Here is a 15309-nt window from a genome sequence, read left to right as displayed (position 1 = left end):
ACGCATGGATCTCGCATTCACCCCCGAAGAGCAAGCGTTCCGCGAAGAGGTACGCACCTGGGTGCGCGCCAATTTGCCCGCGCACATTTCCCACAAAGTCCACAACGCCCTGCGCCTGACGCGCGAGGACATGCAGGGCTGGGCCAGGATTCTTGGCAAGAAGGGCTGGCTGGCTTTTGGCTGGCCCAAGCAGTTCGGCGGCCCCGGCTGGACCGCCGTGCAGAAGCACCTGTTCGAGGAAGAATGCGCGCTCGCCGGCGCGCCGCGCATCGTCCCCTTCGGCCCGGTGATGGTGGCGCCGGTCATCATGGCCTACGGCACGCCCGCGCAGCAGCAGCGCTTCCTGCCCGGCATCGCCAGCGGCGAGGTGTGGTGGAGCCAGGGCTATAGCGAACCGGGCTCGGGCTCGGACCTGGCCAGCGTCAAGACCCGCGCCGAGCGCGTGGGCGACAAGTACATCGTCAACGGCCAGAAGACCTGGACCACGCTGGGCCAGTACGGCGACTGGATGTTCAACCTGGTGCGCACCAGCAACGAGGGCAAGCCGCAGACCGGCATCTCCTTCCTGCTGCTCGACATGAAGAGCCCCGGCGTGACGGTGCGCCCGATCAAGCTGCTCGACGGCGAGTGCGAGGTCAACGAGGTGTTCTTCGACAACGTCGAGGTGCCCGCCGAGAACCTCATCGGCGAGGAGAACAAGGGCTGGACCTACGCCAAGCACCTGCTGAGCCACGAGCGCACCAACATCGCCGACGTGAACCGCAGCAAGCGCGAGCTGGAGCGCCTGAAGCGCATCGCCAAGGCCGAGGGCCTGTGGGACGACCAGCGTTTCCGTGACCAGATCGCGCTGCTCGAAGTGGACGTGGTGGCGCTGGAGATGATGGTGCTGCGCGTGCTGTCGAACGAGAAGAGCGGCAAGAACTCGCTCGACATCGCCGGCCTCTTGAAGATCAAGGGCAGCGAGATCCAGCAGCGCTACGCCGAGCTGATGATGCTGGCCGCCGGCCCGTTCGCCCTGCCCTTCATCGAGGAAGCCATGGAAGCCGGCTGGCAAGGCGACTTCCCCGGCGGCGAGGCCGGCAACGCGCCGCTCGCATCGACCTACTTCAACCTGCGCAAGACCACCATCTACGGCGGCAGCAACGAAGTGCAGCGCAACATCGTCGCCCAAACCGTGCTGGGCTGAGGCCCCGAGGAGACAAGACATGGATTTCGATTTTTCCGACGACCAGCAGTCCCTGCGCGACGCCGTGCGCAAGTGGGTGGACAAGGGCTACAGCTTCGAGCGCCGCCGCGCCATCGTCGCGGCCGGCGGCTTCGACCGCACCGCCTACGGCGAACTGGCCGAGCTGGGCCTGACGGCCCTCACCGTGCCCGAAGCCCACGGCGGCCTGGGCCAGGGTGCCATCGACGCCATGGTGGCCATGGAGGAGCTCGGCCGCGGCATCGTGCTGGAGCCGCTGGCGCAGACCTTGGTCGCCACCAGCGTGCTGTCGCGCCACGCCCCCGAGGCGGTGCAGGCCGCGTGGCTGCCGCGCATCGCCAGCGGCGAGGCGCTGGTGGTGCTCGCGCACCAGGAGCGCAAGGCACGCTACCGCCTTGACGTTTGCGAGGCAAAAGCGGTCCAAACGCCCACGGGGCATGCGCTGACAGCTAGCAAAAGCATAGTACCCGCGGGGGACCAGGCCGATGCCTTCATCGTGCCCGCCCAGTTGGACGGCCGCATCGCCCTGTTCCTCGTGGAGCGCGCCGCCTCCGGCGTGGCCGCGCGCGGCTACGGCACGCAGGACGGCAGCCGCGCCGCCGAGCTGGTGCTGGACAACGCCCCTGCCACGCTGCTCACTGCCGACGGTCTGGCCGCGCTGGAGCTGGCCGTGGACACCGGCATCGCCTGCGCCTGTGCCTATGCCGTGGGCGTGATGGACCAGACCGCCGCCCTCACCTTCGACTACCTGAACCAGCGCAAGCAGTTCGGCGTGCCGATCGCCAGCTTCCAGGCCCTGCGCCACCGCGCGGCCGACGTGAAGATGCAGCTGGAGCTGGCCCGCTCCATGAGCTACTACGCCAGCCTCAAGCTCGGCGCGCCCGCGCCGGAACGCCGCCGCGCCCTGGCGCAGGCCAAGGTGCAGCTGGGCCAGTCCATGCGCTTCGTGGGCCAGCAGTCGGTGCAGATGCACGGCGGCATCGGCGTGACCGACGAATACATCGGCAGCCACTACTTCAAGACGCTGACCCAGCTCGAAATGGCCTGGGGCGACACGCTGCACCACCTGGGCGAGGTATCGGCCCGCATGCAGGACACGGCGGGCGTGTTCGCCTGAAGCCCCCCGCCCTCCCTTAGAAAAGCCCCGCAGGCCCGGTGCCTGCGGGGCTTTTTCCTTGGAGCGGCAATGTGAAGAACTGTCACCCATCCCTCCGCGCCCAGGCATGCCCCACCGCCCGCGCGGGCATACTGCTTCCATCCGGCGCGGCGGCGGGGCACGGTGCCCCGGCACGTTGGCGCGCCGCCGCAAGAGGACACACCAATGACCGCACCGCAATCCATGGCCGATGAGCTGATGGCCCAGCTCCAGGGCGCCCCCATGCAGCAAATGGCGCAGCAACTGGGCGCCAACAGCCAGCAGATCCAGTCCGCCGTCGGCGCCGCGCTGCCGCTGCTGCTGGGCGCGCTGGGCCAGAACACAGCCCAGCCGCAAGGCGCAGCAGCGCTGTTCAACGCCCTGGAACGCGACCACGGCCAGGCCACGCCGCAAGGGCTGGGCGGGCTGGGCGACCTGCTCGGCGCCGTGCTGGGCGGCGCAGGCGCGGCGCCAGGCCGGGGCGCTGGCGGCGGCCTGGGAGGCGGACTGGGTGACGGCGCGGCCATCCTGGGGCACATCCTGGGCGGCAACCGCCAGCAGGCCGAAAGCCAGCTCGGCCAGGCCACCGGCCTGGGCAACAGCGCGGGCCAGTTACTGGCCATGCTCGCCCCCATGGTCATGGCCTACCTGGCCAACCGCGTGAAGGCCGGCAACATGGACGCCTCCGCCCTGGGCCAGACGCTGGGGCAGGAACACGCGCACGTACGGCAGCAGGGCGGCCTGGGCGGCGGGCTGCTGGGCAGCCTGCTGGACCAGAACGGCGACGGCAAGCTCGACGCGGGCGACCTACTCAAGCTCGGCGCCAGCCTGCTGGGCGGGCGGCGCTGAGAAGCGCTTGCCGGAGACCTTAACGCTCCTGGCACGCGCACGGTACAAAACAAAACCCCACATGCCTGTGTGCATGTGGGGTTTTGTTTTTGGCCCTGGATACTTTCCCATCACCTCAGGAAAGCGCCATGCATAAAAAAGCCAGCGATGCGCGGCAAGCGCATCGCTGGCTTTTCACCGTCGGCAGGCCATCTTCATGGCCTGCAGCGAAGGCTTAGCGCCGTGCCCGGCGGCCCTGGCGGGCCATCAGGCCCATGATGCCCAGTGCGGCCACCAGCAGTGCCAGCGGGTTATCGACCGGGATCGACTTCGGCGTCGTGGGCGCCGGAGCCGGAGGCGCCACCGGCGTCGGGGCCACGGCGCCCGGATCCGCCGGATGTCCACCAGCACCCGGCGGCACCGTGACCGTGGGCACGCCGCCACCCGGCGTCACCGGGGTGATGCTCACCCCCGGGACATAGGTGGTCTTGCTCGTCAGGGGCGGATCGCCAGGCAGCGCGCCCGGCGGCGTCCACGATGCATCGCCCTGGTTCTCGTAGCTGCTCCCGCCTGCGGGAATCGACACGTTGAAGGCAATGAACAGGCGGTTCTTCGCCGTGGCTACGGTTTCCCCGAAGTCCGCGCCGAAGTTCGCCACCGCGATCACCCGCTTGGTGGCCGCGTCGTAGGTGCACGACACCACCGTCGTCGTCCCTTCGGGGACGCACGCCAGCGTACCGTCGTTGAGGTACGTCATGGGCGCCTTGACCTCGTCGGACACGGTCACGTTGCTGGCGGGCACCACGTTGTCGTTCACCCACACCATGGTCCAGCGGATCGTGTTGGTGCCGTTCACGTTGCCCACTTTCACGCCGAACGGCGGGTCGTAGATCATGCCGAAGGTGGTCGTGCTGGTCGTGGTGCCGGTCGCGGGGGGCGTATCCGGAACGGGCGTGCCGCCGCCGTCGGTCACGGGCATGGTCAGCATCGCGGTGTTCAGCACGCTCTTGTCATGCACCGACTTGGCGTACCAGGTGCCCGTGGCGCCAGGCGCCAGCGGCAGGGTCGTACCCGCCTTGGGCGTGAACACGGTGCCTGCCGGCAGCTTCGGGTCGTCCCACGCTGGCGTGCCCAGGTACTCGGTGCCGTTGTTCTTCACCTCGAAGCACCAGACCAGGGTGTGCGCCGTGGGGTTCTTCTCCACGATAAGCAGCTCGGACTTGGCAATGGCGGGGTTGCCGCACGAGCCGCCCGTGTCGGTCTTGCCAGGAGTCGTGTCTTCGTACACGGTCTTGGTCACCGTCAGGTTGCCCGGCACCACGATGCGGGTTTCCGCCTCGGCCGTGTTGTTGGGCTTGTTGGCATCGGGCTCGCCCTCGGTGTCCACACGGGCTTTGGTTTTCACCTTGCCGCTGCTGGGCGCCTTGTAGGTCAGCGTCAGCTTGGTCTTGCCGCCTGGAGGCAGCGTCGGGGGCAGGCCAGCCACCGTCACCTCACCCGTGGCCGGGTTGTAGGTACACGTCGCGGGCGTGCACGACACGTCCGTCAGGCTCGAAGGCAGCGTCACCTTGTAGACCACGTCTTCCGCGGTGGCCGGGCCCAGGTTCTCGAAAGTCACGGGCACTTCCACCATAGCGCCGGGCACCGCCGTGGGCGGCGGGGCCACCGACACGGTCACGTCAGGCGTGGGCGCGGGCATCGCAGGCAGCGCCTTGGTGGGGCCAGAGGCCTGGTTGTTGGTCATGTCGGTGTCGTTGCTGGCCGCCACGGTGCTGGTCAGCGTCAGCGTGTCGCCGGCCGTGGGCGCGGTATAGACCACGTCCAGTTCCAGGCTTTCACCCTTGCCCAGCGTGGCCGGCAGGCCGCAGCCGCTCAGCGCCCCCGTGCCCGGGTCCACCGTGCAGGCCACGCCCTTGTACTTGACCACCGGCGTCCCCGTGGACAGTTGCACCTTGTAGGTCATGCCGGTGGCATCCACGCTGCCGGTGTTCAGGTACTTCACCGTGCCGTTCACGGGCTTGCCCGTTTCGGCGGTAGGGGGTACCTGCACAGTCGTGGTGACTTCGGTCGTCGTCAGCGCGGGCGCCTTTTGCACCGTCAATGCTGCCGAGTCCTGGTCGTTACCGGTGGGATTGCCCGCCGTGGTGGTGGCAATCTTGGCCGTCAGCGTATAGGAGGCCGCATCGGCGGCATCTGCAGGCACCGTCCAGCGCAGTTGCACCTCCTGGGTCTGAGCGGACGCCAGCGTGGTGGGCAGGCCGGTGATGGTCACCGTCTGCGTGGCGCTGTCGTAGGTGCAGGTGGCGCCGGTGCAGTCCACCGTGCCCAGGCCCTGGGGCAGGCCCGTCACCTTGTAGGTCACCTCGCCGGCAGGCTGCTGGCCCTGGTTGCCGAAGGTCAGCAACGCCGTCACCTGGGTGCCCGGGTTGGCCTTTTCGGGCATCTGGATCAGGGCAAACACGTCGGGCTTGGCATCGGTGATCGAAACCTTCGCCGTCGAACATGCCTCCTTGGGGTTCTTCAAGCACACTTGGTAGGTGTACTCATCCGTGCCGTCGAAGCCGGGAGCAGGGGTATAGGTCACGGTTCCATCCGGGTTCGGCACAGCCGTGCCCTTGGCAGGCGGGGTGATAACCTTGACGCTGTCCGGGTCCAGCTCGCCGCCCTCCGGCTTGTCGTTTTCCAGCACCGGGGTTTTCACCGTACCGCCGGGGGGCACCTGGGCCATGTCGTCCTTCGCGGTAATCGCCGGGTCACCCACCTTCACCGTCACCGTGGTGGTGGTGCAGGTCGTGTTCGGGCTGACCAGGCACACTTGGTAGGTATAGGTATCCGTGCCGACGAAGTTGGTCTCAGGCATGTAGCTGCACTTGCCGGCGCTGCAGGTCACCTGGCCATGGGCCGGGTCCGAGGCCTTGGTTACCGAATTCGGATCCACGGTCCCGCCCACGGCGTTGTCGTTTTGCACCACCGTGGTGGTAACGAGCGTATTTTTCGGGGTGGTCGCAAAGTCCGGCCCGGCAGAAATCGTGGGCACGGGCACGCCTGGCGTACCTGAATCGCCCGCCACGGTCACCGTCACCTGGGTCTGGGCGCATTGGCTGGCATTGGGGGCCTCCATGCACACTTTGTAGGTATAGACGTAGGTGCCTGCCGTGTTGGAGGTCAAGGTGCAATACCCCGCGCCACACACCACCGAGGTACCCGCAGGGGCTGGGCCCACCAAGTCCACCGTGGCCGGATCAAGCTTGCCGCCGACGGCCACATCGTTGGCCAGCACCGGGGTTTTCAGCGGCACGCCTTTGGACGTGATGCCAGAGTCGGGGTACGCCACCACGGTCGGCGGCTCACCCACGGCCACCGTGACGGTGGTGGTGTCGCACTCAGGCGTAGGCGTTTTGCTATTGCACACCTTGTAGGTGTAAGTGTCCGTGCCCTTGAAGCCGGGGTTGGGCGTGTATTTGCACTCTCCTGCATACAGGCTGCCGCCACCCACGTCGCCCTTGCACACCACCGTGCCATTGGGTGGCTGCGACACCACGGTCACGCTGTTTTTGTCGATCGGCTCACCGCCAGGGCTGGTGTCGTTGTTGGTGACGATGGTAGTTACCGGGGTGCCGATCGTGGTCGTTGCCGTATCGGGAATCGCCTTGATACCGAGAATGCTGACGGTGATCGAGGCGTCGGCATGAATGGTCGTAGGAAAGTCCTTGTCCTTGATACGGTACCGGATCGTGTAGTCGCCAGGAGGGGTACCGGGCGGCACGATGACCTTGCCCGTGCTCACATCCAGATACGGCACCGGCCCCCAATTGATGGAGGTGGCGGGGGTCAGCACTTCGCCGGTGATTTTGTCGAGCCTGGTGTTGGCCGCTTCGCCTTGCCATTCGTCGTTGGCGTAGGCATTGGTGGGGAGTTCCTGCGCCACATCGGGCACAGGAATGGAAGCATAAGCGTCGTCGATGGCAACGATGGCATCCGAGCCGCAGATCGTCATGGCCGCAGTGCCTTCGCACTGGAATTGCCATTTTTGGGTAACTTCAGTGTTTTCGCCATCCCCCATGCTGCCGTTGACCTTGTGCCCAACGTAGCAGTACTGCGGTTTTTTCACCGGCAAAAAGGCCGTGGTGTGACCGCCCATTTCAATATAGTGCGCCTTGATATTGCCCATGGCACTGGTATCGCCTCCACCTGACGGTTTTCTCAAATCCATCAGGTAGCCACGAATGGCGGTGTTAAGACTAGTAGCGCCTTCAGCGGTGTACGTGTTGGATAGATCCGTTGCCCCCTCACTGCCGCCGCTGCCCACCTTGCTTCCATTGCCTACTTTGCCGCCAATCATGGCGCCGCTGTTGGAGCCCCAGGTATAGACGTCGCCGTTTTGCACGATCAAAGCGCCAGAGCCGGTCGAGCTACCGCCTGCATCGTGCTCTTGCACGCTGAACATGCGGACATCGGGAATGGCACCGCCATCGCCCGACCATATACCCGTCGACGGCGTGTAGGTTGAAGGTTTTTTCACTTGCTGCCAAGTGTTGGTGGAAGTGGTGTCCAAGTTTCCTAACTGGCGACCAGCGTTCTCCCCCATGGACCAGAGGGTACCGACCGATGCAAAGGCATTCGGATCCCCTTCGGTGTACAGCACATAGAAAGCTGTGTTGTTGGTGTTGCCATTGCTGCCCGTCACGCCAATCTGTTTGGGCTTGCCAGCGGCACTCCCAGGCGCCGTCAATTCGGTGGCGTAGCTGTGGGTTGCGACACTACTGCCGCTATTAGCCACGCGCGAGCCATTGCCCCATGTGTAGAGCTTGCGCGTGCCATCTGCCTCTTCGGTCAGCGCGATGGCTGCGCCGTTACCCTCTTTGCCGACGTGGGCACGCACAGCGATGATATTTTTCAGGTCGGTACTGGTGCCTGTCTTGACGCGGTGCCACACGGTATCTGCACTGCTCGAACCATCGCCCAACAAGCTGGCGTTGGCACCATTGACCAAGACAAACGCAGCACCCTGGGTGGCCGATGTTTTACTGGTGACGATGACGAGGAAATGGTACGAAGCCATCATCATCTCGACATCGCCCGCATTAACCCCACTAGGCAACGTCAAAGTGGTCTTCTGTAAGGTGGTCGAGCCACTGGTGTAAGTGGCAGGCAATACCGCGTTGTTGTTCCCCCACGCATAGAAAGCACCGTCATTGCCCAGCACGATGTCTTGCGAGTCTGCATTGCTGGTACCCGCCACCGTCACCAAAAGCGCCTTGGGGCGAACGCCTGGGGCACTTTCTGGCAGCACCAAGTCCACTGGCGAATAAGCATGCGCCATCGTTGACGGGTTCCCCCGTTCGCCCCAGATTTTCCAGCTACCGTCGTTCATCTGCGCTACAGACTGGTGGAAGGCGCTGGAGATGATGTCGTACAGCCTGGGTTTGCAGATCGGCTCAGGATCGGCAGCCGCCGCCTGCTGCGCCCCGAACAGCGACACGGCCAGCAAGGCCGCCACCTTGGCGCGGTGTGCGCCCCCTCCCGACGCGGGGTCCGAGCCCCCCTTGGGTGGCAACCACCTCCGGGCCTGGCCCTGGAGTGACCGCCAAACATTGGCAATAGTCATCGCTGCTCCTTCTCTTCCTTGGTCGATACAAAAACGAAAACAGCCGCTGCCTTGCGGCAGCGGCGAAAAACGGTGATGGGCGCCACGCGGCACAGGGCTCCTCATGGCACGAACACCAGCCCCTTGCCAAACACGGCACGCACCGGCAGCCCCATGCCGGTGCCCTCCTGCACCTTGCGGCGCAGCCGGGTCAGCTGCGATTCGATGCGGTGGAAGCCCCCTTCCAGGTCGCCCGCGCCCATGGCATCCACCAGCGCCTGCTTGGTGACCAGGGCGCCCTGCGCGGCAATCAGGTGGCTCATAAGTTCCAGCTCGCGGGTGGTAAGCCCCACGGTGCGCAAGTTGGGGGCCACTAGTTGGGCGCCTGCAGCATCCAGGCGCCAGGGCGTGGCGATACCCTCCGGCGCGGGCTGGCGGACTTCAGCCCGGCGCAATTGCGAGCGGATGCCCGCCACCAGCTCATGCATGTCAGTGGGCTTGACGAAGTACTGCAGGGCACCGGCATCAAGCCCGGCGATGCGGCTTTCCAGGTCGCCCCGGGCGGTGAGCACGATCACGGGCACGCCCTGGCCTGCCAGGCGGCGCACCAGGCTCAGCCCGCCCTCCCCAGGCAGGCCCAGATCGACGACGACCAGGTCGGCACGCTCGGTCAGCAGGCGCACGTAGAAGTCTTCAGCGGATTCGGCCCCCCATGGCCGCATGCCGGTCTTTTCCAGAAAGCGGCAGACGTTGGTGCGAATGTCTTCGTCGTCCTCGACCACGGCAATGTCTGGGATGGGTATGGGGGCTTGTTGCATGGTGAAAATCAATGACGGTCAGATTGTTCATTGACATGCCTTTCGCCCGCCATACACAAACACTCACTAAAACTCACATTCGCAGTGAATTAACATTTGTTGACATGCAAAACCCCATTCCCCTCCATGGCTCTTGATGGCTGTCACTTTTCGAAGGGATTCAGCGGCGAGAACGACAGCGTGCGCACCCGTGGATAGACGGCACTGCACGCAAGGGCGTTGTACCCAGGCAACGCCTCTGGCCTGGGGGGAGAGCACACGGCCATCGCATCAATTCGCACCATCGGAATGCTTGGCCCGGGCCACCTGCACCGACGGCTCCCGGTCTGCGATACACGCCTGCAGCCTGCTCCACGGGAACTGGGCAAGGTGGCATAAAAAAGGTAGAAACCAGGCACTAAGCCTTTTGCAGCAAGCGCCGGGCGCTATATTTTTTGCTTGACCATGCCCCACGATCAGCTCGGCCGCACGACGGTCCTCGGTTTCATCTGCTGGCTCGCGGCATCCCTGGGGCTGGTGGCGCTGTGCATCTTCAGCCCCGCGCTGCTGTGGCCCCCGGCAGCCGGCGTGCGCCTGGGCGTTGACCATCCGGTTCAGTTGCTGGAAGACCCTTCCGGCCGCCTCACGGTGGACGAGGTGGCTGCCCTGCCCGATGCCGCCTTCACGCCGCTGCACGGCCCCCTGAACCAGGGCTACAGCCACAGCGTGTACTGGCTGCGCGCCAGTGCGCCGCCGGTTGCGGGCGACCCGGACGACCCGCTGTGGCTGGAGGTCACCCCAGCCTACCTGGACAAGGTCACGCTGTACCAGCCCAGCGGCGAAGGCGCTGCATGGCAGGGGCGCGACAGCGGCGACACCGTGCCCGTGGCGCAGCGGGTGCGCACGCGGCAACTGCTGTTTCCCCTCACCGAGGGGCAGCCGCTGATCCTGCGCGTACAGACCACGAGCGCCTCCCACGCGTATGCCGTGGTGCAGCGCAACACCGAGCTGATCGCGCACCTGGCCAGCGTGGAATGGGCTGCGGGGGCGCACCTGGGCATCAACCTGCTGCTGGCCCTGCTGCTGGGCGGGGCCGCGCTGGCGCTGCGCATTCCGGCACTCACCGCCATGACGGCGTTTTCCGCGATGGCGTTCATGCACAGCGTCAACGTGCAGGGCTATGCGCTGCTCTGGCTGCCCGAGGCGTGGTCACACTGGAGCGACAGGCTGGTGAGCGTGGGCGTTTTCCTGCTGCCCGCGGCTTCGGCCTGGCAGGTGCGCGAAGTCCTGACGCGCGGCACGCGCTGGCGGCGGGTGGACAAGGTGCTGGCCGCCATGGCCCTGGCGTCGCTGGCGGCCATCGCCAGCATCGCGCTGGGCTGGTACACGACGTTCGCGGCATTCGCCATCGCCGTTCCCTGGATTTCCAGCACGCTGGCAACCTGGGTGGGCTGGACCGACATGCGCCGCGACGGGCCCTCGACGGTGGGCATCCTGCTGATGGTGCCCTACACCACCTATGCGCTGATGGGCGGCTACGTGACCCTCGCGGCCATGGGGTTCATGCCCGCCGCCGTCCACACGAGCACCTACTGGCAGCTCATGGCGCTGCTGCTCAACATCGTGCTCGCGGTGGCCGTGGGACTGCGCCTGGTGCAGCAGTTCCGCGCATCGGTGGTGCGGCAGCGCCAGCTGGTGGAGTCGCTGGAACGCTCCGAGCAATCGCTCGAGGAAAGGGTGCGCCAGCGCACGGAGGAATTGCTGCACACCCAGAACGCCCTGCAGGCAGCGCTGCACAGCGAACGCGAGATACGCCTGGAACAGCGCCAGTTCTTCAACATGGTGAACCACGAGTTCCGCACGCCCCTCACGGTGATCGACAGCGCGGCCACCGAGCAGTGGTCATTCCCATCGCCCGAGATAGGCCCCCAGGTCGAGCGCGCGGCGCAGATCCGGCGCGCGTGCCGGCGCCTCACGGCGCTGGTGGAAAACTGCCTGGTAAACGACCGCCTTGACGCGCCCGGCTTCAAGCTGCATCCCGGCCAGGCTGCGGTGCCGGAACTGGTGGACGACGCCGCCCAGCTCGTGCACTGGTCGCGCCGCCACCGCCTGCGCCTGCTGACGCAGGAGGCCCCCGCCACCTGGTCCTGCGATACCACGCTGGTGCACATCGCGCTGTCCAACCTGGTGGACAACGCCGTCAAGCACGCCAAGGCGGGCGACATCGCGGTGGCGGCGCGTATGGGATCGGGCGGCGCCCTGGAGCTGTCGGTGGCAGACGAAGGACCGGGCCTCGCGCCCGAGGAAGTCCAGCGCATCTTCGAGCGTTTCGAGCGCGGCCGCCGCGCGGACCAGACACGGGGCTTCGGCCTGGGCCTGTGGGTGGCGCGCCGCGTGGCGCAGTTGCATGGCGGCGACGTGCGGGTGGATTCGACGCCCGGACAAGGCACCTGCTTCACGCTGGTCCTGCCGCCGCTGCGCGATGGCCACGAAGGCCGCGATGGCGCCACGGCGAATCCCGGATAATGGCTGGTTTGCCCCTCCCTATCCAGCCGTCCATGAGCGCCACTGCCGTCCACGCCGATCCCATCCGCAAATACCTCGAAACCGCCCGCACCCAGATTGCAGAGGGCGCATTGCGCGAAGCCGCGCAGACGCTGAACCAGGCTCAGCGCATCCTGCCCGGTGACGCGCGCATCTTCATGCTGGCCGGCCTGATGGCGGAGAAGTCGGGCAACATCAAGGGCGCCTTCGAGGCGCTGCGCAAGTGCGTGGCCATGTCGCCCGGCTGGGGCCCCGGGCTGCTGGAGCTGGCGCTGCTGCTGGCACGCCAGAACCAGTTCCCGGAGGCCGTGGAAACGGCCGAGAAGGTGGCCGCACTGGAGCCGAAGAACCTGATGGTGCTGGCCGGCGTGGTGGACATCGCACACCGCGCGGGCCATGCCGAAATGGCGCTGAAGCACCTGCGCCGCGGCCTGGAGCTGGTGCCCGGCGATGTGCAGCTGCGCCGCCTGCTGGCACAGGATCTGCACAACCTGGGCCGGTACGAGGAAGCGCTGCAGGAGTGGAGCAGCCTGGCAGCGCAGAACGACAAGGACGAGCATGCCTTGCTCGGCCGGGTCAAGACCTTGCTAGCCACCGGCAAGCCCGCCCAGGCGATCGCCGACACGATGAAGCTGCTGGAGCTGGCGCCGGGCGACTCCATCTACGCCTACTACAACGCCCTGGCCCACGGCGTCACGCCGCCGCACCAGCCGCTGGAGATGAACCGCCAGCTGTTCGACAACATGGCAGAGAGTTTTGACAAGCACCTGGTCACGGAACTCGGATACCGCCTCCCTCGCGTTGTGGCCGACAAGATCCTTGAGAGATTCCCCGAGCGGAATCTCAATGTCCTGGATCTGGGCTGCGGCACGGGCCTGCTCGGCGCCTGCCTGGGCAGGCTCGATGGCTTTCTGATCGGCGTGGAGCTGTCGTCCAAGATGATCGAACAGGCGGCGCGCCACGACGTGTATGACCGTTTCCACACCGTCAACCTGCTCGATGCCTTGCGTGAAACACCAGCGTCGATCTACGAAGTCATCACCGCATTGGATGTGTTCGTCTACGTAGGCGATATTGCAGAGGCCATTCCCGATGCCCACCGCATCCTGCTGTCCGCTGGCGATTTCTATTTTTCCTGCGAAACCGCGCCGGAAGACGGGCCCGACCTGGTGCTGCAGGACAGCGGCCGCTACGCCCACAAGCGCAGCCACGTGCAGCAGCTGTGCAGGCAGGCGGGTTTCGAGAACGTGCAGATCGACGACGTGGTGATACGCCACGAGGCAGGCCAGCCGGTGCAGGGCTTCCTGGTGATGGCGCGCAAGGCGGCGGCCTGACCTTTTTCCGCCCTATCGAGCCAAGAACGCGGCCCCGGCCGCGTTTTTTCGTTGCGGCTCCTGCGTCAGCTGAGCAGCCGCGACGGCCTGGGCACATGCGCCATCAGGAACTCCATCTGATCGGCCAGGATGCGCCGGTTGCGCAGGATGAAGTCTTCCCACAGGCTGGGCACGTAGGGCGCATACAGCAGCGGCATGTGCGCCTGTTCCGGCGTGCGCGGCCCCTTGCGGTGGTTGCAGGGCCGGCAGGCGGTGACCACGTTCATCCAGTGGTCCGCCCCCTTGCGCGCCTGGGGAATGATGTGCTCGCGCGTCAGCTCGCCCTCATGGAAGTGGCCGCCGCAGTAGGCGCACACGCTGCGGTCGCGCACGAACAGCTTGCTGTTGGTGAGCGCGGGCCGCAGGTCGAAGGGGTTGATGGCCGGCACGCCCTTGGTGCCGATGATGCTGTTGACCGCGATCTGCGACTGCATGCCGGTGCAGGCGTTGTGGCCGCCGCGGAACAGCGCAATCTGCCCGCCGGACTCCCAGCGCACCTCATCGGCGGCGTAGTGCAGCACCGCCTGTTCCAGCGAAATCCACGATTGGGGCAGCCCCTGGGCCGACAGCTTCAAGACCTTCACCACACGCCTCCTGCAAGGGTACTGGGAATGGAATATGCCTTGCGCAATATACTCTGATTCCATGACAAATTGGCGTTTTGCGCTTGATGGAACTGCGCCAGCCGCTATCAAAATAAAAGCATGAAGATCTTCCGTGGCTTTCACCGGCCGGGCCTGGCCAGCGCCTGCGCGCTGACCATCGGCAACTTCGACGGCGTCCACCGTGGCCACCAGGCCATGCTGGCCCTGCTCAACAACGAAGCCTCCCTGCGCGGCGTGCCCAGTTGCGTGCTGACGTTCGAGCCGCACCCGCGCGACTATTTCGCGCAAGCGCACAAACGCCCCGCGCTGGCGCCGGCGCGCATCGGCACGCTGCGCGACAAGCTGGCGGAGCTGGAGCGCTGCGGCGTGCAGCAGGTGGTGGTGCAGCCGTTCAACGCCGCCTTCGCCGGACTGAGCGCGCAGGCCTTCATCGACGACGTGGTGTTGCGCGGCCTGGGCGCGCGCTATGTGCTGGTGGGCGACGACTTCCGCTTCGGCGCGCAGCGCGCGGGCGGCTACGCGCTGCTCGACGCCGCAGGGCAGGCCCAGGGGTTCGACGTGGCGCGCATGAACAGCTACGAGGTGCACGGCCTGCGCGTATCGAGCACGGCGGTGCGCGACGCGCTGGAGCGCGGCGACATGCAGGCCGCCGCGCGGCTGCTGGGCCGGCCCTACAGCATCAGCGGCCACGTGGTGCATGGGCGCAAGCTGGGCCGCCAGCTGGCCGAGTCGCGCCCGGGCGCAGGGGATGGCTTTCGCACGCTGAACCTGCGCTTCGCGCACTGGAAAAGCGCGGCCAGCGGCATCTTCGCCGTGCTGGTGCATGGCCTGGCCGACGCGCCGCTGCGCGGCGTGGCCAACCTGGGGGTGCGCCCCTCGCTCGACCCACAGGATGTGAACGGCGGCCGCGTGCTGCTGGAGACGCACTGCCTCGACTGGCCGGCCCACCTGGGCGCGCAGGGGGGCTACGGTAAAATCATCCGCGTGGAACTGCTGCACAAACTGCACGACGAGCTGAAGTACGACAGCCTCGCTGCGCTCACCCAAGGCATCGCCCAGGATTGCGAGGACGCGCGCGCCTGGTTCGCCACGTTCCACGCCCCCAGCTACACCGACACCCGCCGCCAGACCACGCGCGACCGAATTTGACGGGGCAGGCTCCGCCCCCTTTGCCATTTCCTGCGCACGCACGCATGCAGCCTCGGCTCGGGCACGGTCGCCCGGGCGCCCCCTTTG

General features: G+C 66.5%; 9 protein-coding genes. 6 read left to right on the top strand and 3 right to left on the bottom strand.

The features are described from left to right. Positions 1-4: 4 nt before the first annotated feature. From YS110_19940 to YS110_19930, 3 genes are all read left to right on the top strand, one after another. Entirely contained in the window at positions 5-1186 is a 1182-nt protein-coding gene (locus tag YS110_19940; GenBank protein UJB66875.1) for an acyl-CoA dehydrogenase family protein, read from the top strand. Positions 1187-1205: 19 nt separating this feature from the next. Continuing rightward, positions 1206-2321 (top strand): acyl-CoA dehydrogenase family protein, encoded by a 1116-nt coding sequence (locus tag YS110_19935; protein ID UJB66874.1) that lies wholly within the window; start codon positions 1206-1208, stop codon positions 2319-2321. Between the two features lie 204 nt (positions 2322-2525). Continuing rightward, positions 2526-3188 carry a DUF937 domain-containing protein gene (locus YS110_19930; protein ID UJB66873.1) on the top strand — a complete coding sequence of 221 codons (663 nt, stop codon included), beginning with the start codon at positions 2526-2528 and terminating at the stop codon, positions 3186-3188. Positions 3189-3402: 214 nt separating this feature from the next. Here YS110_19930 and YS110_19925 read toward each other — a convergent pair whose 3' ends face one another. Together YS110_19925 and YS110_19920 are read right to left on the bottom strand one after the other, a co-directional pair. Beyond that, positions 3403-7164: a DUF11 domain-containing protein gene (locus YS110_19925; protein ID UJB66872.1), complete on the bottom strand. Its 3762-nt coding sequence runs from the start codon at positions 7162-7164 to the stop codon at positions 3403-3405. A gap of 1712 nt (positions 7165-8876) precedes the next feature. Further along, on the bottom strand, positions 8877-9572 hold the full coding sequence (locus YS110_19920; GenBank protein UJB66871.1) for a response regulator transcription factor: 696 nt from the start codon (positions 9570-9572) through the stop codon (positions 8877-8879). A 444-nt stretch (positions 9573-10016) separates the two neighbouring features. Between YS110_19920 and YS110_19915 the strand changes: the two genes are divergently transcribed. Beyond that, a complete protein-coding gene (locus tag YS110_19915) occupies positions 10017-12077 on the top strand; it encodes a histidine kinase (protein ID UJB66870.1) in 2061 nt (686 codons plus the stop codon). 32 nt (positions 12078-12109) lie between these two features. Then, a complete protein-coding gene (locus tag YS110_19910; protein ID UJB66869.1) occupies positions 12110-13429 on the top strand; it encodes a methyltransferase domain-containing protein in 1320 nt (439 codons plus the stop codon). Between the two features lie 65 nt (positions 13430-13494). Here the strand turns inward: YS110_19910 and YS110_19905 are convergent, their stop codons facing one another. Then, positions 13495-14052 carry an HNH endonuclease gene (locus YS110_19905; protein ID UJB66868.1) on the bottom strand — a complete coding sequence of 186 codons (558 nt, stop codon included), beginning with the start codon at positions 14050-14052 and terminating at the stop codon, positions 13495-13497. Positions 14053-14172: 120 nt separating this feature from the next. On the opposite strand from YS110_19905, the gene YS110_19900 reads away from it, so the two are divergent. Further along, on the top strand, positions 14173-15222 hold the full coding sequence (locus YS110_19900; protein UJB66867.1) for a bifunctional riboflavin kinase/FAD synthetase: 1050 nt from the start codon (positions 14173-14175) through the stop codon (positions 15220-15222). Positions 15223-15309: the final 87 nt, after the last annotated feature.

Source organism: Acidovorax sp. YS12, from assembly GCA_021496925.1.
Classification (GTDB): Bacteria; Pseudomonadota; Gammaproteobacteria; order Burkholderiales; family Burkholderiaceae_C; genus Paenacidovorax.
Note: the sequence above shows the minus strand (reverse complement) of the source record. Positions and strands in the feature narration are given on the sequence as shown.